The organism is Aeromonas sp. s3, assembly GCF_040907805.1.
Taxonomy (GTDB): Bacteria; Pseudomonadota; Gammaproteobacteria; order Enterobacterales; family Aeromonadaceae; genus Aeromonas; species Aeromonas dhakensis.
This window is the reverse complement of sequence record NZ_JBFOCQ010000028.1, coordinates 244,145-267,652: the sequence shown is the minus strand read 5'-3', so window position 1 is coordinate 267,652 and position 23,508 is coordinate 244,145. Positions and strand designations below refer to the sequence as shown.

The 23,508-nt window shown below is 60.4% G+C and carries 21 protein-coding genes and 1 pseudogene; 8 read left to right on the top strand and 14 right to left on the bottom strand.

Annotated elements, in window-relative coordinates; genetic code table 11:
- Positions 1-24: 24 nt before the first annotated feature.
- The 4 genes from AB5Y98_RS16330 to AB5Y98_RS16315 all read right to left on the bottom strand — a co-directional run bounded on the left by AB5Y98_RS16330 (position 25) and on the right by AB5Y98_RS16315 (position 3,209).
- Positions 25-717 carry an ABC transporter permease gene (locus tag AB5Y98_RS16330; protein ID WP_005299639.1) on the bottom strand — a complete coding sequence of 231 codons (693 nt, stop codon included), beginning with the start codon at positions 715-717 and terminating at the stop codon, positions 25-27.
- Positions 718-720: 3 nt separating this feature from the next.
- Entirely contained in the window at positions 721-1,461 is a 741-nt protein-coding gene (locus AB5Y98_RS16325; protein ID WP_005299635.1) for an ABC transporter permease, read from the bottom strand.
- A gap of 139 nt (positions 1,462-1,600) precedes the next feature.
- Positions 1,601-2,374, bottom strand: a complete 774-nt coding sequence (locus AB5Y98_RS16320) for an ABC transporter substrate-binding protein (protein ID WP_017765964.1) — start codon at positions 2,372-2,374, stop codon at positions 1,601-1,603.
- A gap of 64 nt (positions 2,375-2,438) precedes the next feature.
- Positions 2,439-3,209 carry an ABC transporter ATP-binding protein gene (locus AB5Y98_RS16315; protein WP_005299631.1) on the bottom strand — a complete coding sequence of 257 codons (771 nt, stop codon included), beginning with the start codon at positions 3,207-3,209 and terminating at the stop codon, positions 2,439-2,441.
- Positions 3,210-3,742: 533 nt separating this feature from the next.
- On the opposite strand from AB5Y98_RS16315, the gene AB5Y98_RS16310 reads away from it, so the two are divergent.
- Positions 3,743-4,645 carry a lysine exporter LysO family protein gene (locus AB5Y98_RS16310; RefSeq protein WP_010634358.1) on the top strand — a complete coding sequence of 301 codons (903 nt, stop codon included), beginning with the start codon at positions 3,743-3,745 and terminating at the stop codon, positions 4,643-4,645.
- Positions 4,646-4,756: 111 nt separating this feature from the next.
- Here AB5Y98_RS16310 and AB5Y98_RS16305 read toward each other — a convergent pair.
- Positions 4,757-5,807: pseudogene (locus AB5Y98_RS16305) on the bottom strand (amidohydrolase family protein).
- A gap of 174 nt (positions 5,808-5,981) precedes the next feature.
- Here AB5Y98_RS16305 and AB5Y98_RS16300 point away from each other — a divergent pair.
- Both AB5Y98_RS16300 and AB5Y98_RS16295 read left to right on the top strand, forming a co-directional pair.
- Complete coding sequence (locus AB5Y98_RS16300; RefSeq protein WP_368232282.1) at positions 5,982-6,596, top strand: ACP phosphodiesterase; 615 nt, start codon at positions 5,982-5,984, stop codon at positions 6,594-6,596.
- Between the two features lie 844 nt (positions 6,597-7,440).
- The gene (locus tag AB5Y98_RS16295; RefSeq protein WP_368232319.1) at positions 7,441-9,729 is read left to right on the top strand and encodes a hypothetical protein; all 2,289 of its coding nucleotides are present in this window, start codon (positions 7,441-7,443) and stop codon (positions 9,727-9,729) included.
- A gap of 144 nt (positions 9,730-9,873) precedes the next feature.
- On the opposite strand, the gene AB5Y98_RS16290 is transcribed toward AB5Y98_RS16295, so the two are convergent.
- Complete coding sequence (locus AB5Y98_RS16290; protein ID WP_213343181.1) at positions 9,874-10,257, bottom strand: DUF2069 domain-containing protein; 384 nt, start codon at positions 10,255-10,257, stop codon at positions 9,874-9,876.
- Complete coding sequence (gene arsC, locus AB5Y98_RS16285; RefSeq protein WP_024942181.1) at positions 10,254-10,604, bottom strand: arsenate reductase (glutaredoxin); 351 nt, start codon at positions 10,602-10,604, stop codon at positions 10,254-10,256. Before arsC ends, AB5Y98_RS16290 begins: the two co-directional genes overlap by 4 nt.
- Positions 10,605-10,664: 60 nt before the next feature.
- Here arsC and AB5Y98_RS16280 point away from each other — a divergent pair, with 60 nt between their 5' ends.
- Complete coding sequence (locus tag AB5Y98_RS16280; protein WP_368232281.1) at positions 10,665-11,147, top strand: TlpA family protein disulfide reductase; 483 nt, start codon at positions 10,665-10,667, stop codon at positions 11,145-11,147.
- 130 nt (positions 11,148-11,277) lie between these two features.
- On the opposite strand, the gene AB5Y98_RS16275 is transcribed toward AB5Y98_RS16280, so the two are convergent.
- Positions 11,278-12,732 (bottom strand): M48 family metalloprotease, encoded by a 1,455-nt coding sequence (locus tag AB5Y98_RS16275; protein ID WP_010634365.1) that lies wholly within the window; start codon positions 12,730-12,732, stop codon positions 11,278-11,280.
- 129 nt (positions 12,733-12,861) lie between these two features.
- Here AB5Y98_RS16275 and AB5Y98_RS16270 point away from each other — a divergent pair, with 129 nt between their 5' ends.
- The 3 genes from AB5Y98_RS16270 to AB5Y98_RS16260 are packed head-to-tail and all read left to right on the top strand — an operon-like array spanning position 12,862 to position 15,036.
- Positions 12,862-13,104, top strand: coding sequence for a sulfurtransferase TusA family protein (locus AB5Y98_RS16270; protein WP_017779381.1), 243 nt, complete (start codon positions 12,862-12,864; stop codon positions 13,102-13,104).
- Positions 13,105-13,120: 16 nt separating this feature from the next.
- On the top strand, positions 13,121-14,191 hold the full coding sequence (locus AB5Y98_RS16265) for an AI-2E family transporter (RefSeq protein ID WP_017786655.1): 1,071 nt from the start codon (positions 13,121-13,123) through the stop codon (positions 14,189-14,191).
- Positions 14,192-14,247: 56 nt separating this feature from the next.
- Positions 14,248-15,036, top strand: a complete 789-nt coding sequence (locus AB5Y98_RS16260; RefSeq protein ID WP_368232318.1) for a MipA/OmpV family protein — start codon at positions 14,248-14,250, stop codon at positions 15,034-15,036.
- Between the two features lie 71 nt (positions 15,037-15,107).
- On the opposite strand, the gene AB5Y98_RS16255 is transcribed toward AB5Y98_RS16260, so the two are convergent.
- Positions 15,108-15,908 carry an alpha/beta fold hydrolase gene (locus AB5Y98_RS16255; RefSeq protein ID WP_026459091.1) on the bottom strand — a complete coding sequence of 267 codons (801 nt, stop codon included), beginning with the start codon at positions 15,906-15,908 and terminating at the stop codon, positions 15,108-15,110.
- Between the two features lie 171 nt (positions 15,909-16,079).
- Here AB5Y98_RS16255 and ppk2 point away from each other — a divergent pair, with 171 nt between their 5' ends.
- Entirely contained in the window at positions 16,080-16,895 is an 816-nt protein-coding gene (gene ppk2 / locus AB5Y98_RS16250) for a polyphosphate kinase 2 (protein WP_319870677.1), read from the top strand.
- 115 nt (positions 16,896-17,010) lie between these two features.
- Here ppk2 and AB5Y98_RS16245 read toward each other — a convergent pair whose 3' ends face one another.
- The 5 genes from AB5Y98_RS16245 to yejK form a co-directional block, all read right to left on the bottom strand.
- On the bottom strand, positions 17,011-18,147 hold the full coding sequence (locus AB5Y98_RS16245) for an ABC transporter ATP-binding protein (RefSeq protein WP_258116462.1): 1,137 nt from the start codon (positions 18,145-18,147) through the stop codon (positions 17,011-17,013).
- Between the two features lie 71 nt (positions 18,148-18,218).
- Positions 18,219-19,109 carry a maltose ABC transporter permease MalG gene (malG, locus tag AB5Y98_RS16240; protein ID WP_005299600.1) on the bottom strand — a complete coding sequence of 297 codons (891 nt, stop codon included), beginning with the start codon at positions 19,107-19,109 and terminating at the stop codon, positions 18,219-18,221.
- Between the two features lie 12 nt (positions 19,110-19,121).
- A complete protein-coding gene (malF, locus tag AB5Y98_RS16235) occupies positions 19,122-20,774 on the bottom strand; it encodes a maltose ABC transporter permease MalF (protein ID WP_368232280.1) in 1,653 nt (550 codons plus the stop codon).
- A gap of 75 nt (positions 20,775-20,849) precedes the next feature.
- Positions 20,850-22,031, bottom strand: coding sequence for a maltose/maltodextrin ABC transporter substrate-binding protein MalE (gene malE, locus AB5Y98_RS16230; protein WP_368232279.1), 1,182 nt, complete (start codon positions 22,029-22,031; stop codon positions 20,850-20,852).
- A gap of 395 nt (positions 22,032-22,426) precedes the next feature.
- Positions 22,427-23,488, bottom strand: a complete 1,062-nt coding sequence (yejK, locus tag AB5Y98_RS16225; RefSeq protein ID WP_026140927.1) for a nucleoid-associated protein YejK — start codon at positions 23,486-23,488, stop codon at positions 22,427-22,429.
- Positions 23,489-23,508: the final 20 nt, after the last annotated feature.

The following is a 23,508-nucleotide window of genomic DNA, read 5'->3' as shown; positions in this document are numbered from 1 at the left end:
AATTGCGGGCTTTTTTTATGGGCGTTACACGGTGCGGGGGCGCAGGTGGGCGTGCCAGCGGGCTTCCCACTTCTTGAACAGCCAGACGATGACGAAAGTCAGCAGCATGTAGAGCAGACCGGCGGTCAGGAACGCCTCGAACGGGCTGTAGTAGCGGGAGTTGATGATCCGCGCTGCGCCGGTCAGATCGACGATGGTGATGATGCCCGCCACCGCCGAGCCCTGCAGCATGAAGATCACCTCGTTGCTGTAGGCCGGTAGTGCCCGGCGAAACGAGTTGGGCAAAATGATCCGTGTCAGAGTCTGCCAGCGGGTCATGCCGAAGGCGTTGGCCGCTTCAATCTGCCCCTTGGGCATGTTGAGCACGGCCCCGCGCACGATCTCGGCGGTGTAGGCCCCGGTGTTCAGGGTGAACGCCAGCAGGGCGCAGAACCAGGCTTCGGCAAACAGATCCCAGGCGACGCTGTTTTTCAGCCACTCCCACTGGGCGGCGCCGTAGTAGATGATGAACAGCTGCACCAAGAGCGGGGTGCCGCGAAAGAAGTAGATGTAGGCCCAGATCGGCCCCTTGATCAGCCAGTTGCGACTGTTGCGCAGGATACCGAGCGGCACCGCCAGCATCAGTCCGAGGATCAGGGAGGCGGCCACCAGCAGTACCGTGGTGTAGAGGCCCTGCCAATAGGTGGGCCATTCGCTGAGAATGATTGAGAAATCCATGGCTTACCTCGTCTTTATCGCATAGTGACGCTCGGCCCATTTCAGTGCCGAGGTGGAGACCGCAGTGAAGATCAGGAAGATCAGGGCCACCGCCATGTAGAAGGTGAAGGGCAGCTGGGTCGAGCCCGCCGCCAGGGACGCTTTGCGCACCATGTCATCGAGCCCGATGATGGAGACCAGCGCCGTGGTTTTCAGCAAGACTAGCCAGTTGTTGCCAAACCCCGGCAGGGCGTGGCGCATCATCTGGGGAAACAGGATACGACGAAACACCTGGGTTGCCCGCATGCCGAAGGCGCGGGCCGCTTCCAGCTCGCCCTTGTCCACCGCCAGGATGGCGCCGCGGAAGGTCTCGGTCATGTAGGCGCCGAAGATGAAGCCGATGGTGGCCACCCCGGCCGCGAACGGGCTGATGTCGATGTAATCGGGCAGCAGGGAGACCCACTCCTGGTTGGGGTTGCTCGCCAGCAGGTAGTTGTTGTAGGTCTCGTTGACCCAGGTACAGAGGTTGTTGATGAGCACCTGACCGCCGAAAAACAGCAGCATCATCAGCACCAGATCGGGAATGCCGCGGATGACGGTGGTGTAGGCGGTGGCAAAGCCGCGGGCCCACTTGTAGGGGGAGAGCTTGGCCAGCGCCCCCAACATGCCGAGCACCAGCGCCAGCAGCAGGGAGGCCAGCGCCACCTCCAGGGTGACCCAGGCCCCCTCCAGCAGGGAGGTTTCGTATCCTTTCAAATCAAACATATGCAGTTCCATCGCAACTAAGCGGGCCCATCACTCCCTGGCGAGAGACGACGGGCCCGATGACTACAGACGAGGGTCAACCTGTCGCTATTGTGCGTGTCACGCCCTTGCTCCTGCCTCTAGCAGCGAGCCTTGGGAGTTATTCGCCGTAGACGTCGAAGTCGAAGTACTTGTCGTTGATCGCCTTGTACTTGCCGTTGGCACGCAGCGCCAGGATGGCGGCGTTGAATTTCTCTTTCAGATCCTTGTCGGCCTTGCGCACCGCGATGCCGGCGCCTTCACCAAACCACTTGGGATCGGTCAGTTTCGGGCCCACGAACTCGAACGCATCGCCGCCCTCTTTCTTGAGCAGACCGTCGCTAATGGCGGCGGAGTCGGCCAGCACGTAGTCGACGCGGCCAGATTTCAGGTCGAGATAGGCCTCATCGGCGGTGCCGTAACGCTTGATGGTGGCGTTGGGGAAGTTGTCGGTAATAAAGGTGTCCATGGAGGTGGCACGCTGCACGGCCACTGTCTTGCCATCCATGAAGGCCTTCTCCAGTTTCACCTCAGTGCCTTTCTTGGCGGCGAAGCGGGCCGGAATGTGCTGGTACTTCTGGGTGAAGTCCACCTTCTTCTTGCGCTCTTCGGTGATGTCCATGGTGGCGATGATGGCGTCATATTTGCGCGACAGCAGCGCCGGAATGATGCCGTCCCAGTCCTGCTTGACCAGGGTGCACTTCACCTTCATCTCCTCGCACAGGGCGTTGGCGATGTCGATGTCAAAGCCTTTCACCTCGCCGCTCGGCTCGGTCCAGGAGAAGGGGGGGTAGGCACCTTCGACACCGATCCGCACCTCTTTCCACTCCTTGGCCATCAGGCTGCCGGAGGACAGGGCAGTAACCATGGCAGTCGCCAGCATCAGCTTGTTCATGTATCTCTCCTTGATAAAGTCATCGACTGTTGCAATTGCAGATTGTTGGGCTCAGCTCCGGCCATCAATAGATGGAGGAGATGAATTGCTTGAACCGTTCGGACTTGGGATGGGCGAAGATCTCCTTGGGATTGCCCTCCTCCTCCACGCGGCCCTGGTGCAAAAACATTACCTTGTTCGACACATCGCGGGCAAACGACATCTCATGGGTCACCACCAGCATGGTGCGCCCCTCTTCGGCCAGCTCGCGCATCAGGCCGAGTACTTCGCCCACCAGCTCGGGGTCGAGCGCCGAAGTGGGTTCGTCAAACAGCATCACCTCGGGTTCCACCGCCAGGGCCCGGGCGATGGCCGCCCGCTGCTGCTGGCCGCCAGAGAGGTGACCCGGGTAGTAGTCGCGCCGCTCCCACAGCCCTACCCGGTTGAGCAGGTGTTCCGCCTTGGCAATGGCCTCGGCGCGGGGCACCTTGAGAACCTGGATCGGCACTTCGATGATGTTCTGCATGATGGTCATGTGCGACCAGAGGTTGAAGCTTTGAAACACCATGGCCAGCCGGCTGCGAATGCGCTCCACCTGCCGCATGTCTTCCGGCAGACGTTCACCGGTGCGGTTGGTTTTCATGCGAATAAGCTCGCCATGGAGGGAAACCGTGCCGGAAGAGGGTGTTTCCAGCAGATTGATACAGCGAAGAAAGGTCGACTTCCCCGAACCGGAGGAGCCGATAAGGGAGATGACATCCCCCTTGTGGGCGGTCATATCGATGCCCTTGAGCACTTCGTGGGTGCCGAAATACTTGTGCAGATCACGAACTTCCAGTGCGGCAACGTCGCTCATCCATTACAACCTTGTCTGTCCCTAGACGCCGCTGGGGCGTGACTCACGCCATCGCTTATTTAACAAAAAGTTAACCGATGGCAACCTTCAGCGAAAATATCACTCGGATAGTCAAAAAACAATACAGAACCGAGGTCTTTGGTGTTTTGTCTGTATTTTTATTGGCCAAATAGGTATTTTTCAGCACTTTGTCTGCATAAAATGCTAATAACCCCGGTTCGATGACACCGCCTTTTTATACCCGCAGCGCACTACTGGCAAGAAAATTCCGCCCATCATGCCATAAGGCAGCCGAAGTGGCTTTATTCACCCGCCCCGCCCTCGCATCCCGTTGAAAAATCGCCGGCTCGCGCCGTTTTTGGATTGCACCAGGGTGGGTAGATGCCCCGAAACGGGGCCTCATTTCATACCAGAAACATAACAAATCGATAAAAAAGTTCCGGATGAGGCAGGCAAACACACAAATATGTGACACAGGGCCAATAAGTGATGATAAGGTGTCATTTTTGTCAGTTTTTGTGATCGAGGCCCCGATGTTGCTCAATGTGTTGCTGATCCTGCTGCCGCTGGTGATCGGCTATCTGGTACCCCTCTCCTCCGCCCGTTTGATCAAGCTGGTCAATCAATCGCTGGGCAAGATGGTCTATCTCATCTTGTTCCTGATGGGGCTGGGGCTCGCCTACGTGGAGAACCTGGGCAGCAACCTGGCGGTGATCTTCAAGGTGGCTGGCGTCATGCTCGCCGCCATTACCCTGTGCAACCTGCTGGCCCTCTGGTGGCTGGACCGGCGCTCCCCTCCTACGCATGAAGCCAGCGACGGCCAGATGCCGAGCAAGCTGCACCTGTTGTGGGAGTCGCTGCAGCTCTGCTTCGTGGTGCTGGGCGGCGTCTTGCTGGGGCTGCTGGTGGACCTGCGCGCCCTGCCCATCGACAAGTGGAGCGAGTGGGCCCTGATGTTGCTGCTGTTTCTCATCGGGGTGCAGATGCGCAACTCCGGCATGCGGCTGCGCCAGATCCTGCTCAACCCCTGGGGCATGAAGATCGCCGCCACCGTCATCGTCAGCAGCTGGCTCGGCAGCCTGCTGGCCGCCCAGTTGCTCGGCATGCCGCTGGCCCACGGCCTGGCCCTCAGCTCCAGCTTCGGCTGGTATTCGCTCTCCGGCATCCTGGTGGCCGACAAGCTGGGGCCGGTGCTGGGCTCTGCCGCCTTCATCAACGATCTGGGGCGCGAGCTCATCGCCATCCTGATCATTCCGGTGCTGATGCGCCGTCACCCCTCCGCCGCCATCGGTTATGGCGGCGCCACCGCACTCGACTTCACCCTGCCGGTGATCCAGAAATCCGGCGGCATCCAGGTGGTGCCGGTGGCCATCGTCTCCGGCTTTATCCTGAGCCTGCTCGGCCCCATCCTGATCCTGGGCTTCCTGGCCATCTGATCTCGACCCGCTGACTGGCCCACGGTCAACAACAAGCCCGGCACTGCTGCCGGGCTTGTTGTTTAAAAGAGGGGTGGCCTGACCTCACAGATTCCCCATTAACTCCGATATTCAGCTGCGCCAGCGGCCGCCGCTCATCACCCGCTCGATGGTGAGCGTGTCGGGGTCGATCAGCAGCAGATCCGCATCCTGCCCCACCGCCAGCGTGCCCTTGGCCGCCAACCCCAACGCCCTGGCCGGATTGGCCGTCACCACCGCCAGCGCTACCTCCAGCGCGATCCCCTTGCTGCACGCTTCCACCAGCGCCTGCCACAAGCTGCCGATCTGGCCGCAGCGCAGCTCGATGAGACGCCCCTCGCCGTCGAAGCGCGGCAGGCTGGCGTTGGCGTCCGAGCTGAAGCTGATACGCTCGGCAGGCCCCCCGGCCGCCAGCAGCGCCACCAGGGCGTCGGACGCCAGCAACTCACCATCGTCCAGCAGGTCCGGGAAGCTCGAGGTGGTGAGATCGACCCAGCCGCCGGCCCGGCCCCACTCGATGGCCTCGGCAAACAGCCAGGGATTGCGGTTGCAGTGGGTGGGGTAGAGCTGGCGCAGCGGGATGTCGGTGCCATCGCGCAGGGCCCGCAGCGGTGCCAGCGTCCCGCGCCCGTCCCCCAGATGAAAGAAGCTGACCCCGCTCTTGCCGGCAAGCAACCCGGCCACCCGCGCCTCGCTCACCAGGCGGGCCAGCTCGTGGTGGGTCGGCGCGCTGGATCTGTGATCGCTGATGGCCACCTCCCCCACCCCCAGCACCTCAGGGATGAGCATGATGTCGGACTCCACCGTACCGGTGAGGGTCTTGACCGGCAGATGGTAGGAGCCGGTATACATGAAGGCTCTCACCCCGGCGGCGAGAAACTCGCGCACCTTGCCGAGCACCTGGGCCGGGCTGCGCGTCAGGCTGTCGGTACCAAGCGCCGCCACCGCCGGTGATGTGGGCCAGCGGATCCACCAACCCGGGCACCAGATAGCGGCCGCGACCGTCCACCCGCGTCAGCGGCCAGTCGGCGGGGACAGACAATCCCTGCCCGAGCCAGGCGATGCGGCCATCGGCCACCAGCAGATCCTGGCGGCCAAGCGGGGTCGGACCATAGAGTTCGGCCCCTTCGATCAGGGTCAACATGTGCATGCTCCTCGTGATGATGATGGGCGCCACAAAGCGCCAACCATGCTGCACTCTACCCAGCCGGCGGTCATGGTGGGAAGCACTTCCTCGCGGCCAGGTGGCCGTTTTCATAGGCAAGGGCCGCCGGATCCGCTAGGCTCAGCGGCAATCCCTTTGGCTGGTTCCCCCTTCATGAACTATCTGGCTCACCTGCATCTGGCAGCCCATACCCACAGCTCCCTCACCGGCAACCTGCTGGGGGATTTCGTCAAGGGCGCCCTGCCCACCGGCCTCGCCGCGCAATTTGACGAGGGGATCTGGCTGCACCGCAAGATAGACGCCTTCACCGACGGCCACCCCGAACACAGGGCGGCGGTGGCCTGCTTCGAGGCCCCCTGGCGCCGCTTTGGCGGGATCCTGGTGGACATGCTCTACGACCACTGGCTCAGCCTGCACTGGCCGCAGTTTCATGACGAGGCCCTGCCCCGCTTCCTGCAGCAGAGTTACGGGCGCCTGCTGGCGGATGCCCCCCAGCTGCCGGAGGGTCTGCCCCTACCCCTCAAGCGGATGGCAGAGCAGGACTGGATCGCCTCCTATCAGCGCAAAGAGGGACTGGCGCAGGCCCTCAACGGCATCGGTCGCCGGCTGCGCCGCCCGCAGCCTCTGGGAGAAGCGCTCACGACCCTAGACGCGACCCGCTGGCAGCAGTGCGAGGCGGGCTTTCTGCGCTTCTATCCTCAGCTGATGCAGTTCAGCGTGCAGCAGCTGGTCCACTATCGCGGCGGGGATGAACGGCCGCGGCCATGAATACCCCGCGAAATGACGGCAAACGCACTCTCTTTCGCTCCCCGTACTTCACGGGAGCGTATCTCCGGTTGAACTGGGGTAAGGAATATTTGCTTGGCAATGACCCTTGATGGAAAAGATTTCATTCATTGAATATATATTTTCATATATCGTTCTGGCTGCAAAAAAATCAACATCAATGAAGGCTCCACATAAATGATGCCACACCAGTTCTGACTGACATTATTTTCATATAAAAACGCCTGTCGAATGCCACCGCTATTATCCATGACTTCCAGAATAATAAAAAAGTCATTGACTAGCCAGCATTAATTATTACCCTCACGGTAATGGATATGTTTCATTTAAAACCCGCTGACATATTCATTACGAGAATAATATTCTCAATATCTGTCAATTGTAAGATTTTACAATAGCGATTAAAACCTGGAGAATTATGATAATGGAGATCAGGCATTCAACATTATGGATGGCCGTCAGTGCCATGCTTCCATTGATGGTGCATGCAGCCACCCCGCTGGATATAGATGCTCGCTGGAAACAGGAAGCCGTCATTACCCACCCGGATCATGCGCGCTACCCAAATACGGCAGCGGCAATTCAACAACAGCGCAAAAATATTTTCGACTGGCGCACCCAACACCTGCAAGTTGGTATGTCTTCGATAAGCGGAGAAGATGAGCTGATGATCAGCCCATTTTATATCTGCGAAATAGAATCGCTCTACAATATTCCGGGTGGCGCAGTCATCACCTCGGATATCATGGGCCCGGGTAATCAGCTTCCTCCCGCCACAGGCTGCACCAGGCAGGCAGCCAGATCCATCGCAGATAAAATACCCGACATGGACCCCAATAGCGGTTGGGAGCTCCTCAAATTCAATCTTGGCTACAAGATGCAGCATTATGCCAATGCGAAGTCCGCTTGGTCAGCCGATGGGGATGATGCATTCTCGACCAACCAATACCCCTACCTCATTCTCTACAACCGGATGACGGCAAAACTGCGGGTGATGGGATATTTCCCTGGCTACACCATAGGCACCGGCGTTGCGGTGACGCTCTCCACCACTGGCAAATCCAAGCTCTTTGACAGCAACCAGAGCGCGGATGCCCGATTTTACTCCAGCAGCAAGACCGGCTTTGGCGCCATCAATAACGCGCAGGATGGTGGCTGGGGGGTGACCGACTTTCATGTGAATCTGGATCCCTGTTCCGCCGGTTCAGATGAGATTGACTTGAACATCAAGATCAGTCCAAAAGCGATCGCCAATGTTGAACTGTATGGGCATGCCATCGGCATCTCGCAGAATATCACCGACGAGGATATCGGCGATCCGGCGGCCTATCTGATGGATGTCTCGGGTAGCTTGAGCGACAACCTGGAACAGGCCGGCAATTATACCGTCAGCAATCTCTCCGACCTGCAGAATGTTTTCAGCGGCATCAACGACTCCGCCACCTCCAATGCCGTGGCCAGCGATGCTCTGGGTGCCGCTGGCGCCTTTCTGGGCGGCATGATGGAGCTGGCCCCGGAGGGAAGCAAAGTAACGGCAGGTTTCAAGGCACTGGCCGGTACCCTGTCTGGCGTGGGATCCATCTTCGGAACACAGGCGGCGGCCGTGCCCGGCTACAGCCCAATCATTCCACAAATCTCCTTCTCGGAGGTGTATTTGCGAGGTGAAGCGACCTCCTCAGATCCTGGCATCACGGTCAAACTGAAAATGCCGGGCAGTTTGTCCACCGCCTGGCAAGATTTTGGCGAAAATGGCGCCAGCGATATCTCGTTCCCGCTCTATGATGAGCCCATGGGCTTGTTCACCCTGTTGACCACCCCGAAGGTCCGTGTCGACAAGACCTATAGCGATCGCTCCGACTCCCAGGGATACAAGCTGGTCACCACCTTCATCCCCTCCAACGTCGTGCTGGCAAGCAATGCCAAGTCGGGCTTGACCATGAGTGGCTGGAACACGACCGAGAATACCGGCGTCAATCTCACCGGGAGATTGAAGATCAAATATCTGGTCAGTGCTGATGTCACCCCGCAGTTCACCAACCTTCACGATATAGACGGCAATAATGACAGCTTCTCCTATGCCACTATGTCTACCAATGGCAGCAGTTCCAAGCTGTATACCGTAGTCACCGATGATGTGCCCTTGATGTATTTGTACGACCGCTTGAACAGCAAGCGCCCGAGCATTTCATTCCAGGGGGGAAAAGGGGTTGTGGATAGCATCTCCCTGATCGTCACGGCGAAGAATAATTCCGCCACCCTCCATGACAATATCTTGAATAAAGACATCGCCATGGTGAATAAAACGGACGCCGAGGGCAAATTCGTTCCCTATTATTTGACCATGAAAGAGTATCCCGCCACCTTGAGCTATACCAAGGACGCGCTGGATCCGGATAGCGATGCCAAGCGCCTGATCAATTCAGGACAACTGGGCAATGTGACGCTGACACCTAAGCGAGGTCTTGATATTCGTCTCGGTGCACCATCAAGTCAGGTCACCATAAAGAACTATTGCGCTGCAGAAGGGGAATATAACAAGCCCCATGAGGTCAGAAGCGATGGCACCTATGCCATCTTTGCCGATGAAGACATGGCTTATTACACTTATGAGCCAAAACAGGTCAGCCAAGTTCAAGAGACTTACCTGAACATGGGGCCTGATGGGAGTCATTATCCTGCCATGACTTGGGGATTTCTCTCCTTCAACTTGGGTGAATACGTCGCCAAATATGGCAATAGAAAACCGCGCTCGGTTTCATTCCGACTCGAACAGAAAGACACTCCTGATAACATTGGAATTTACAGTTACTGGAGTTACTACTTCTTCAGCGCCAACGCCTCAACCTGGGCGATGCGGCAAAACGGCTGGAAAGAGATGCAGCCCAAGTTCAGCGATCTAATCACCTTCGACACGGATCAACAGGTGATCTGGCTTGATGTGACTAACCTGTTCAATGCCGCCCTGGACAGGGCAAAAACGGGGAATGGCGATACCTATGAACAGCCAAGATTAAGCTTCGTGCTTGATACTGGTTATAATGTTCCCGGCCATCAATATGTCTATACCTCTGAAGCAACCCCGGTCAAATCGCCCCAGCTGACCATTAATTTCTAAGCGAACGGCAAGCGTAGCCAAGGCCCCTCAGGCCATAAAAAAAGTCCCTGCCAAGGCAGGGACTTTTTATTTGGGGCGCGCTCTGCACTGTGGTCGCAGCGACAGCCCGTGTTCCCCTGCAAGCCGGGGTAGAAACTCAGCGGGTCAGCTGTCGGCATCCTTTTTCTTGCGAATGCTTAAACCCAGCTCGCGGCCGCGCAGGCGGGCATAGTAGATGGTGCCGACGAAGGCGAGCACGGTGAACAGCAGCTCCACCACCGCCAGCCACCGCTCCCCCTCATCCGTGGTGATCAGGGTCAGGGCGTGCAGGAAGTAAGGCATCAGCACGAAGTTGCCCCAGGCGTGGGTGTAGGGGTTGCCCTGCACGATCCCCTTGAGCGGAAACAGCAGCGGCACCGTCCAGATCACCGGCAGCAGCCAGGGGTTGAGGTCCGGGTGGGGCGAGAGCCAGAGGTGCCACAGCAGCACCCAGATCAGCAGGCCGAAGAAGCCGACCAGGGTCAGCAGGCGGGCGAAGCGGGTGCTCACTTGAGGATCTCCAGCACCTGCTCGGGCGGGCGGCCGATGCGGGCCTGGCCGTTCTTGATGACGATGGGGCGCTCGATCAGTTTGGGATACTGATGCATGGCGCGAATGAGGGCGTCGCCGCTCACCTCGTCAAGCCCCAGCTCCTTGTAGAGATCTTCCTTGGTGCGCATCAGCTGGCGCGGATCGCTGAACCCCAGCTGGCTCAGCAGGGTGCGGATCTCTTCCTCGCTCGGGGCCTGCTCCAGATAGAGCACCACAGCCGGGGCGATCCCGTGTTGTTCCAGCAAGGCCAGGGTTTCACGGCTCTTGGAGCAGCGCGGATTGTGGTAGATTTGGGTCTCGCTCATGATAACTCCCTGATTAATCGCAAGATGGGACAAGAAACGGCGCTATTGTAGGGGAAACTGATGGTCAGGGTAAGCGCGAGAGAGCAGGAATTGAAACGAATTTGTTGGCTGATTGTGGCCGGCCTGCTGACGGCCTGCAGCCCGGCCCCCCAGTTCACCGACAGCCAGCACCAGCCGGTGGCCCTGGCTGACTTTACCGGCAAGCCGCTGTTGGTCAACTACTTCGCCCCCTGGTGCGCCCCCTGCCTGCGGGAGCTGCCGCTGCTGGAGGCGCTGGCGCAGGAGGGAGAGATCGCCGTTGTGATGGTCAACTACGACCCGACCACGCCGGCCGAGCTCGGCGAACTGGCCGGGCAGTACCACATCAAGGTGCCGCTGCTCGTCCCCCGGCAGGAGGCGAGCCTCCCCTTCCCTCGCCCCACCGGGCTGCCCACCAGCTATCTGCTCGATGGCAAAGGGAACCTCCAGCAGACCCTGGTGGGGGAGCTCACCCCATCGCGGGTAGAGGCCCTCAGGGCCTCCCTCAAGCCAGCTGGCCACTGAACGCCTGACCCCTTGCCGCCGGCCGCTCTGTTTCCCCGCCCTTCCCCCTGTTGTTGCCCATCGGCAACCTGCATCAACGACAAGGGCGCACCCTGGTGCGCCCTTGTCGTGCGTGAGAACTGCTGGCCCGTCAGCCCTTGAGGCTGTCGAGGTCCTTCTTGGCCCGCTCCAGCTCGGTGATGCGCGCCTCAAGCCTTGCCAGGGTCAACTTGTCGTTGGTGGTGCCACGCGCCACGATCAGCTCGTCGATGGCCGCCTGGTAGTCACCGCGCAGGGAGAGCATCTCGGCCCGTGCCATGTGCAGCTCGGTCATCCTGCCCGCCTTGCGATAAGCATCGGAGAGCAGGCTCCAGGCCAGGTTGTTCTCTTCGTGCTCGCGGGCATAGGGGTCGAGAATGGCGATGGACTTCTTGTAGTTGCCCCCTTCCAGGTAGGCGTTGCCGAGGTTCACCACCACCACTTCGTTGTCCGGCATGCGGGTGCGGAACTTCTCGAGCCGGGCGATGGCCTGGGCGCTGCGCCCCTTGGCCAGATCGATGTCGGTGAGGGCGTCCACCACGAACAGATCTTCCGGGTGGCGAGTCGCCAGCTCCTGCATCAGGGCGTCGGCCTCGTCGGTGCGCTTGAGCTGCAGCAGCGCCAGCGCCTTGCCGTAGATGGCCGCATCCTTGAGCGGGTAGTCCCCCTTCTGCAACCGGTTGTCGAAATAGGTGAGCAGGGCCTGCGGGCTCTCGGTGCCAAAACGCACCTGAATGCGCACCTTGGCCAGCCAGAAGTCGAGGCTGGGTGGCAGATTGCGACGGCCATAACTGCCCGCCCGGGCGCGCGCCTCGCTGATCCGGGTCTCCGGCAGCGGGTGAGTCAGCAGCATCTCAGGGGGCTTGCTGGCGTAGCGATACTCGGCCGCCAGCTTCTGGAAGAAGTTGGCCATGCCCATGGGATCGAAACCGGCGTCATACAGCGTCTTCATGCCGATCCGGTCCGCTTCGTATTCGTTGTCGCGGGTGTAGTTGATGGCCGACTGCATGGAGAGACCCAGCGTGGTCTGCAGCGCAGCGATCCCTGCGGTGGGGTTGATCACCGCCAGCGCAATGGAGCCCACCAGGCCGGCCAGGGTCATGGCGGAGCTGCTCGCCTGCGCTTCCATATAGCGGGCGATGTGGCGCTGGGTCACGTGGGTGATTTCGTGGGCCAGTACCGAGGCGAGCTCGCTCTCGCTGTCGGCATAGAGAAACAGGCCGGTGTGCACCTTGACCCGCCCGCCGAGGAAGGCGGCCGCGTTGATGCTGGGGTCGTTGATGAGGAAAAAGGTAAAGGGGAAGCGCACCCCGTCGGCGTTGGAGAGCAGCCGCTGGCCCAGATCGTCGATGTACTGGCTCAACACGGGATCATCGATGATCGGCAAACCGGCCCGGGCAAAGCGCATGAAGGCGTTGCCGTAGCGCACCTCCTGCTCGATGGGCAGAGCGGCCACCCCGGCGGTGCCGATATCGGGAAGCTGGTTGCTGGCCTGGGCATGGAAAGTGGCGCCCATCAGGGAAGCCAGCAGGGGGAGCGATGCCATCAGGGGGGAAAAGCGTGCCACGTTATCTCTATCTCCAATCAGACCCTACCGGGACACCGGCAGAATACCCTTGCCCATCAAGGGCTACAAGCGTTGTTTCGCGCTCTCATCACGGCCATAATAGCCGCCATCACGCGCGATGGAGCCTCCATGGAATACCTCGACCTGACCCCCTGGCGTTGCCCCGAGCCGCTGATCCGGCTCAAGCTCTGGTTGCGCCAGGCCAAAACCGGTCAAGCCCTCGCCATCCGGCTGGCCGATGCCGGCTCCCGGCAGGACATTCCCGCCTATCTGCAGCGCCAGGGTCACCCCTTCACCTTGCAGGAGGCGCCGGACAATACCCTCTCTTTGCAGTTGGTGGTCGGGGCCAGGCACCACAGCCAGCCCCAGTAACGTAAAGGATGTCGCCATGTTAGAAGTCATCAAGCGCTGGTATCAGACCCGCTTCTCCGATCCCGATGCCGTCACCCTGTTTCTGCTGCTGGCGGCCTGTTTCGCCGTGCTCTGGTTGTTTGGCGATCTGCTGGCGCCACTGTTGGTCGCGCTGGTGATGGCCTACCTGCTGGAGTGGCCGGTGAGCCGGCTGCAGCGGGCCGGACTCTCCCGCACCCTGGCCACCAGCCTCATCCTGCTGCTGTTCATCGCCCTCACCGCCATGGCGTTTCTCGGCCTCATCCCGACCCTGGCAAGCCAGGGGCTGAACCTGGCCAAGGAGTCCCCGGCCATGCTCTCCCATGCCCAGGACTATGTGCGCACCCTGCCGGAGCAGTACCCCGAGCTGGTCGATGTCAGCCTGGTGGAGACCGTCATCGACAACATGCGCCAGCGTATCCTGAGCGGGGGCGAGCAGCTGGTGACCGCCTCCCTCGGCTCCCTCATCAACGTGGTGGCCATCCTCATCTACGCCATCCTGGTGCCCTTGATGGTCTTCTTCATGCTCAAGGACAAAGAGATATTGATGGGGGGGCTGCGCCGCTTCCTGCCGCGCAACCGCACCCTGGTCAACCGGGTCTGGGTGGAGATGAACGAGCAGATCCTCAACTACATCCGTGGCAAGGTGATCGAGATCCTCATCGTCGGGGTCGCGACCTATATCCCATTCGCCCTGATGGGGCTGCGCTACTCGGCGCTGTTGGCGGTAGCGGTGGGCTTCTCGGTGCTGATCCCCTACATAGGCGCCGCCGCGGTGACGGTGCCGGTGGCCATGGTGGCCCTGTTCCAGTGGGGGCTGACCCCCGAGTTCACCTGGCTGATGGTGGCCTATCTGGTGATCCAGGCCCTCGACGGCAATCTGCTGGTACCTCTGCTCTTCTCCGAGGCGGTCAACCTGCATCCGGTGGCCATCATCGTTGCCGTGCTGGTGTTTGGCGGCCTGTGGGGCTTCTGGGGGGTCTTCTTCGCCATCCCCCTCGCCACCCTGGTCAAGGCGGTGCTCAATGCCTGGCCCAAGCGCGAAGAGCTGCCCGCCGTGCCCAAATAATGCGATAGTCGTGCCTGGCCATCGATGACAACGGAGTGCCCATGAAGATATTGAACATGCTCACACGGACGGGGCTGGCGGCCCTGCTCCTGACCACCCTGCCGGCCCGGGCCGATCTCGATATCGGGGCGCTCAGCGCCTTCTCCAGCGACAGCCCCGACAGCCCCATTCCCAAGGGGTTGGTGCTGGGCGGGGCCGTCATCGGCGGTCAGGCCCGTTACCAGCACCAGGATGACACCCTGCTGCCGATCCCGGGTGCTCTCTACTTTGGCGACAACCTCATGTACCTGGGGGATCGGGCCCGCTACTACCTGAGCCGCAATGGCGGCCTCTCCACCTACGCCTTCGGCCGGATGCGCTTTGGCAATCTGGATCCGGACGATGATCCCTTCCTGCACGGCCTCGACAAGCGCAAGGGTGAGTTCGAGGCCGGGATCGGGGCCGATCTCATCACCCCCTATGCCCTCTGGAGCGTGCGGGCCACCAGCGACGTGACCGGCACCAGCAATGGCCAGGAGCTGATGCTGTGGGCCAACTTCCCCATCATCCGCGGCCCGCTGCTGCTGATGCCGGGGGCCGGCGTCATGCTGCGCAGCCACAACCTCGCCAACTACTACTTCGGCGGTGTCTCGCAAGATGAAGCGAGGGCCGACAGGCCGGCGTGGAACACCGGCACCACCCTCTCCCCCATGGTCTCCCTCATCGGCAGCTATCGCTTCAACGCCAACTGGATCGGCGGCTTTGGCATCAACTACGAACGCTATGACGGCGACATCGCGGACAGCCCCCTCGTCCAGCATCCGGGGGAACTCTATGCCGGGCTGGGGCTCGGCTATATCTGGTAACACCCCGGCTACCACGCCAAAGAGAAAAGGAGCCTATGGCTCCTTTTCTTGTTATCCGGCAGAGAACACTGTCACAGGCGGGCCAGAAACTCGGCCAGTGCGTCGTTGACGAAGGCGGGGTTCTCCAGCGAGGCAATGTGGCCGGCCGCCGGGATCTCCTTGAACGGGCAGCCCAGCACCTCGGCCATCAGGTAGCCCTCCAGCACAGGGCGGGCCTTGTCCTGGCAACCGGTCATCACCAGCGCAGGCAGCCTCATCTCTTCCAGCCACTCGATGCGATCTTCACGGGTCACGAAGCTGCGACCCACCGCCACCATGGCGGCCACCTTGTCGGCCGGCCAGGCGGCGAGGCGCGCCTTGAAACCGCTCATCAGGGCGGCATCCGGCTGGTCGGCAAAAAACAGCGGCGCCACCTGCTCGACGATGGGAGCCGGGATGGTGCCAAGCTGCTCGATCATGGCCAGCATGCCGAGATAGCGCTCGCAGGTGATCTGGGGCTCGAGGCCGACGAAGCTGTCCATCAGCACCAGACCCTTGAGGCGCGCAGGCGCCATGCGCGCCAGCTCCACGCCCCACATGCCGCCGATGGAGAGACCCACCAGTACGAACTCGTCGATGCCGAGCGCATCGAGCAGGGCCAGGTGATCGCGGGCCAGGGTCGCCAGGGTGCAGCCCCCCTCGGGCAGCGCATCGGAATCACCGTGGCCCCACAGTTCGGGCACGATGCAACGGTACTGCCCCTTGAGGGCTTCGACCTGGGGCGCCCACATGGCGCTGTCCCACAGGTAGCTGTGACCAAACAGCACGACCGGGCCCTGCCCCTCGTCCAGATAGGCCATCTGGCGGCCCGCTATCTCCATAACTTGCTTCATGTTTTCTCCTGTTGCCAACAGCCGGTGATGAGACGGCAGTGCACATCGCCATCACTGGCGTCATGTTTTTTATTGCCCGCCGGCGGCTCGTGAGGCGGCAGTGTAACACGACCCCCTTGGCAGTGACGCCCGCCTGGTGCAATCTGGAAAGGACTCAATAAGGAGACAATCATGCCGAAGGACAAGAGCAAGAAGCGCCCGCGCCTGGACAAGAAGACCTACGAGCACCACCTGTCCCATCTGCAGGAGGAGCTGGTCAAGCTGCAGGAGTGGGTCAAGCAGGAGGGGCTGAAGGTGGTGGTGCTGTTCGAGGGCCGCGACGCCGCCGGCAAGGGGGGCGTCATCAAGGCGATCACCGAGCCCCTCAACCCCCGGGTCTGCCGGGTCACCGCCCTGCCAGCTCCCTCTGACCGGGAACGCTCCCAGTGGTACTTTCAGCGCTACGTGACCCACCTGCCCGCCGCCGGCGAGATGGTGCTGTTCGACCGCTCTTGGTACAACCGGGCCGGGGTCGAGCGGGTGATGGGCTTTTGCAGCGACAACGAGTATCGCGAGTTTCTGCGCGCCTGCCCCGAGTTCGAGCGGATGCTGACTCGCTCAGGCATCACCCTCATCAAGTACTGGTTCTCGGTCAGCGACGAGGAGCAGGAGAAGCGCTTCAAGGAGCGGATCAACACCCCCATCAAGCGCTGGAAGTTCAGCCCGATGGATCTGCAGTCCCGCTCGCGCTGGGTGGAGTACTCCCGCGCCAAGGACGACATGTTCACCTACACCGACACCGAGGACTGCCCCTGGTTCGTGGTGGAGGCAGACGACAAGCGCCGCGCCCGCCTCAACTGCATCTCACACCTGCTGGGCAAGGTGCCCTACGAGGCGATCCACTACGAGCCCATCACCCTGCCCCCCATCAACACCGAAGGTTACGAGCGCCCGCCGCTCACCAGCCAGCACTTCGTGCCGGACATCACAGCCGCGCTCGAGGCCTGATCTCTGCTACCTCGCCTGCCGTGCTCACCAAACGGCAGGCAATAAAAAGCCGGTCTTGCGACCGGCAAAAAGGCATTGAATATAAAGAAAAGGAAACCTCGGCAGCCGCCCCTTGTCAGGTGCGGATGTATTTGGCCGTGCGCGGGAACGCCTGCTCCTTGGCATCGAACAGGTAGCACGCCTCGGCCGGGATGCCGACGCTGTACTCCTGGCCGGTGGCCACGTCCACGTCGGAGCTCGCCTTGACGGTGAAGTCGTGGCCGCCCACGTCCATGTAGACGAAGGATTCCGCCCCCAGGTGTTCAGCCACCTGCACCACGCCGCTCACGCGGCTGTCGGCATGGGCGTGAGCGAGCGGCACCAAATGCTCGGGGCGAATCCCCAGCTCCACCTTGTCGCCAACCGCGCCGCGGCGGGCATCGACCCGCACCCGCACGCTGTCGCCCGTGGTCAGCTTGACCAGGCACTCCTGCTCGCCAATCTCCACCAGCTCGCCGGCCAGGAAGTTCATCTTGGGGGAGCCGATGAAGCCCGCCACGAACTTGTTGTCCGGGTTGTGGTAGAGCTCGAGCGGGGTGCCGAACTGTTCCAGGTTGGTGGTCGCATCCGCCTTGAGCGGGCTCAGTACCACGATGCGGTTGGCCAGGGTCATGGCCTCCACCTGGTCGTGGGTCACGTAGATGATGGTGGAGTTGAGCTCCTTGTGCAGCTTGGCGATCTCGATACGCATCTTGACCCGCAGGGCGGCGTCGAGGTTCGACAGGGGTTCGTCAAACAGGAACACCTGCGGCTGCTGGACGATGGAGCGGCCGATGGCGACCCGCTGGCGTTGACCGCCGGAGAGCGCCTTGGGCTTGCGGTCCAGCAGCGGCTCGAGACCCAGGATCTCGGCGGCGCGCATCACCCGCTTGTGGATGTTCTCCTTGTCCATCTTCTTGAGCTTGAGGCCGAAGGCCATGTTCTCGTAGATGTTCATGTGCGGGTAGAGGGCGTAGGACTGGAACACCATGCCCACGTTGCGCTCTACCGGCGGCACGTCGTTCATGTAGCGACCGCCGATGGTCAGCTCGCCGCTGGTGATGTCTTCCAGACCGGCGATCATCCGCAGCAGGGTGGACTTGCCGCAACCGGACGGGCCGACGAAGACGATGAACTCCCCTTCCTTGATGGCCAGGTTGATATTGCGCAGGGTGTCCTTGTGGACAGCCGGGTCGTAATTTTTGCGAACGTTGTTGAGTACTACTTCAGCCATGTCGAGCTCCGCTCTTGAATCTTTGCAAATCGTGATGGCGGGGGGAGTCGGCTCCCCCCGGCCATGAACCGTTAACCTTTCACGCCGCCGGCAGTGAGACCACCCACCAGCCAGCGCTGGGCGAGCAGGAAGACGACCGTGATGGGGAAGCCCGACAGCACGGCGGCCGCGGCGAAGTCACCCCACAGGTAGTTCTGCGGATAGAGGTACTGCTGGGCCCCGACCGCCAGGGTCAGATTGTTCACATCCTGCAGCAGGATAGAGGCCATGGGCACCTCGGTAATGGAACCGATGAAGGCCAGGATGAACACCACCGCCAGGATGGGCACCGACAGCGGCAGCAGGATCAACCGGAATGCCTGCCACGGGGTGGCACCGTCGATGGCCGCCGCCTCCTCCAGGGAGGAGTCGATGGTCTCGAAGTAGCCCTTGATGGTCCAGACATGCAGGGCGATGCCGCCCATGTAGGCTAGGATCAGGCCGCCGTGGGTGTTGAGACCCAGCCAGGGGATGTAGTCACCAATCTTGTTGAACAGCGCATAGATGGCCACCAGTGCCAGCACCGCCGGGAACATCTGGAAGATCAGCATGCCCTGCAGGATGGTGGACTTGCCACGGAACCGCAGGCGGGCGAAGGCGTAGGCACAGGTGGTGGAGAGCACCACGATCATCAGGGCGGTGATGCCCGCGATCTTGATGGAGTTCCACAACCAGGTCAGCACCGGGAATGGCGGCGGCGTGATGCTGCCGTCGGCGTTGGTGATGGACATGCCCAGCGCCAGCTTCCAGTGATCCAGGGTCGGGTTGGAGGGGATGATCTCCCCTACCGCGAAGTTGCCGTTTCTAAACGAGATGGCGATGACCATGATCAGCGGGAAGATGATCAGTGCCAGGAAGCCCCACATCACCAGGTGGGTTGCCCACACCCGGTATTTGACTGATTTGGGTTGTACGATTGCCATGTTGAAGCCTCCTTACAGTTGCTTGTCGGCTTTGGACAATTTCAGGTTGAGCAAGGCCAGCGCACCCACGATGAGGAAGATGGCGGTGGCGATGGCACTGGCCAGACCGTAGTCCTGACCACCCGAGCCCTGGAACGCGATCCGGTAGGTGTAGCTCACCAGCAGGTCGGTGGTCCCGGCCGGGGTGCTGGCGCCAATGATGTCCGGCGCGCCGTTGGTCAACAACTGGATGAGCACGAAGTTGTTGAAGTTGAACGCGAACGAGGCAATCAACAGAGGCGTCAACGGCTTCATCAACAGCGGTACTGTGATCTTGAAGAAGTTCTGCACCGGACCGGCACCGTCCATGGCGGACGCCTCATAGAGATCTTCCGGAATGGCTTTGAGCAGGCCCATGCAGAGGATCATCATGTAGGGGTAGCCAAGCCAGGTGTTGACGATGAGGATCATCACCTTGGCCAGGAAGGGGTTGGTGTACCAGTCCGGCTTGATGCCGAACGCCGCTTCCAGGAACAGGTTGATCTCGCCGAAGTTCTGGTTGAACAAGCCCTTGAACACCAGGATGGAGATGAACGCCGGGATGGCATAGGGCAGGATCAGCATGACCCGGTAGAAGCCGCGCCCCTTGAGAGACTCCCACTGCACCAGACAGGCCAGCACCATGCCGATGGCCAGGGTAAAGCCCACCGAACAGGCGGAGAAGATCACGGTCCAGACGAAGATCTGCAGGAACGGCGCCTGGATGCCCGGGTCGGTGACGATGCGGGCGAAGTTCTTCCAGCCCACGCTCACCACGAAACCGGGTGCCACGCTCTTGCCGACGAATTGGCCCTGCTCGTCGATGTATTGATAGAAGCCGGTGTCGCCATTGGGCAGCATCAGCTCGCCGCTCTGGTTGTCACGCAGCAGGTTGCTGTCTTTGATCACCACCCCGGACTTGAGCACGGCACCGTCCAGCAGACGGGTGTACTGCTGCTTCTGGGCGGCGAACTTGCGCAGGCTGCTCAGGGTCAGGTGAGTGCCGCCATCCGGCAGCACCAGATCGAGGGCGCTCAGGTGGGTGCGGTGATCGACGATGGCCCGGATGGGTGCCACCTGGTCCACGGCCTCACCGGCCAGGGGTTGCAGCTGAACAACTTGTACCTTGTCATGAACCCTGCCCTCGCGGACAGCCAGCTCACGGGCCTTGTTGTTCATCAGGATAACGGGTTGACTGATAAAGGATTGGTCGTCCTGTTTCAGCAGCAGCTGAAACTGATTGTTCTCACCACCCAGGAGGGTGAAATCGAATTCACCGCCCGCCACCTTATAGGTTTTTTTCAGATGGTAATCCCGCGCCTGCTCGATGGAGAGCAGGTTGGATCCCGAATAGTTGGTGAAGGCGATGCCGATCGTGTAGGCAAGAGGGAAGATGATAAAAACAACCATGCCAGCCACACCGGGGAAGATATAGCGGTGGGCATAGGTCTTCTTGTTCATGAAGACATACAGACCGACGGAGACCACCACCAGATCAAGCAGAGCGAATACCCACTCACCGCTGGCGTACATCATCACGGCTGCATAACCGTTGAGGATGGCTACCAGGGCAGCAATGGTCCACTTAAGCCAGGTGTGCTTATCCTTCGGACCGGCATAGGATTCGATAGAAGGTACTACTTCCATGCCAATTAACCTTTATAACGCCAAGAGAGATTTGAGAGAGTGGGAGGCCGTTGCGGCCTCCCGGGTAGTGCGTGCTTACTGAACGATACGCTTGGCAGCGGTATCCAGGGCTTCGTCAACGCTCTGACGGCCGGAGGTCACGTTCTTGAGGGCAGTTTCGAAGGAGGACCAGAAACGGCTCATTTCAGGCACGGACGGCATCGGCTCGCCATTCTGGGCGTTCACCATGGTGGCCTTGATGTGCGGATCCGCTTCCAGGGTCTTCTGGAAGGACTTCAGCGCCACGGCGCCCAGCGGCTTGTCGGCGTTGACCGGCGCCAGACCGGCATCGGTCAGCAGGTAGTTTTCCAGGAACTCGATGGCCAGATCCTTGTTCGGGCTGGCGGCGTTGATGGTGGCACCCAGCACGCCGACGAAGGCCTTGGCCGGTTTACCCTTCAGGGTCGGCAGCGGCGCTACGCCGTACTTGATGCCGCTCTTGTCCAGGTTGCTCCAGGCCCAGGGACCGTTGATCATCATGGCCACTTCGCCCTTGTTGAACTTGGCGTCCATCACACCGTAGTCGATGCCTTTTTCCAGGTGACCGGACTTGATCATCTCGGAGATGTAGCCGACACCGGCCTTGGCACCCGCGTTGTTCACGCCGGTGTCTTTCACGTCATAACCGGTAGCGGTCTTCTTGAAGGCGTAGCCACCGTTGGCAGCCACCAGCGGGTAGCTGAAGTAGGGGGTGTCATAGGCCCACATGATGGCGCGCTTGCCGCTCTTCTTCAGGGTCTCGTCAATCTTGGCGATCTCTTCGAAGGTCTTCGGCGGCTCCGGCAGCAGATCCTTGTTGTAAATCAGGCTGACGGCTTCGACGGCAACCGGATAACCGTAGGTCTTGCCATCGACGGTCATGGCATCCCAGGCGAACTGTTCAAACTTGGCTTTGGTGGCGGCATTCGGGGTCACGGGGACCAGCAGACCGGCCTTGACCCACTCACCGTAACGGTCGTGAGCCCAGAAGAAGATGTCCGGGCCGTTGCCGGTGGCAGCGGCTTGCTGGAATTTCACTTCCACCTGATCAGGGTGAGCAACCGTCACCTTGATGCCGGTTTCGGCTTCAAATTTCTTACCTACTTCGGCCAGACCATTGTATCCCTTGTCACCGTTGATCCAGATGGTCAGTTGGCCTTCGTCAATGGCGGCAGTGGCAGAGCAAGCCACACCCAGAGTAGCCAGACCGATCAGGGATGACAGCAATTTCTTTTTCATGAGCCTTTCCTTGTATTAGTTCCGCGCTGCAAGAGCATTGTGTGCGAGATGAATATTATCCCAAGCCGTTACCGCCTCACATGACGCAACTCGCATTTTTGAAACGCAATTACGTATTTTCTTCCGGAAAGTTCTGAAAACATTTTCTTATTTCAGGGGGTTAACGCCATTTATTGGCATATTTATCGCCAAATTAAGAAATTAAATTACCAAAGAGAAATAAATAAACGTGAATGAAAGGGTTTTCACCTCATTGAAAACCCTTTCACAGGGATTATTCTGTTTAATTTGTTAACAAATCACCGAGTTGGTTTCGCTGCCACCTACCCCGTTAAATAAAAAGACACCGCAGCAGGCTGCGGTGTCTTTTTGCCAAAAGTGGAAAGCAGATCACATTACGACTGGCGCAACAGCTGATCCTTGAGGTTGGGCGGCACCCCCTTGATGGTCAGGGTATCGGTCTGGGGATCGTAGAAAATCCGGCTGTTGAGCAGCTTCTGCTCGAAGCTCAACGTCAGCCCACCACCGGAGCCGACGAACTTGGTCAGCCCGCGCAGGGTGGAGCGGTCGGCCGGGAAGCGCTCTTCCAGCTCGTACTCCTGACCGATGAAGCTGTAAAAATCGAGATCGCCTTCCCCTGCTTCTTTTGACGAGAGCTCTGCCGACAGCTCCCTGATCTCGATCTCTTCACCGGCGCTGGCCTGCTCGGTGCAATATTTGAAGACCTGTTTCTTGTAGTCGTTGCGCTCGGCCGGTTCGAGCTGGCGGCTGTCGCAATAGTCGTCCACCGCCTGCAGCAACCCCTTGTTCTGGATCTTGGCATCCATCCCCTCGCGGGCACCCAGCAGATCCATGAAAAAATCACCCAGCTTGCGACCGACCCGGCCCTTGCTGAAGGTGATGTAACGGCGCGAATCAGCCTGGGTTTTCCATTCGGTGAGATCGATGCGGGCCACCAGGTTCAATTTGCCGATATCCAGATACTGGATGTGGCGCAGCTCCAGCGCCTCGCTGACGGTGACGCTCTCCTTGCCCTCCAGCAGGGCGATCATCAGATAATCCACACCCACGTAGTTGTACTTGGCAAACAGCAGCACCCCCTGCTCGTCGAGGGCGTGCTCCACCAGCTGCTTGACCAGCAGCTGGGTCATCTCCACCGAGAAGGGCACGAATTCGAGCTGCTCGTCCAGCAGCTTTTCCAGCGCGATGCGAAACAGGGGAGAGGGCTGTTTGGGGGCTTCTTCCCCCTCTGCCAGCTCGGCGACGGCGGCCTCGGGGTCGGCGAAGAAGCCAAAGCCCTTGCCCCCCTTGCCGTTGTAAATGCGGTGCAGCTCCGCCATCAGCCCCTGTACCGCCTCATCGGCAGGCAGAAGCTGGCTGCGGGTGTCGGCGTGAGGTTGACCATCGCCGCCCTGGCGCAGGGAGTGAAGAATGATCTTGTCGATATCGAGACTCATGTCACAAAGCCATAGTGTTA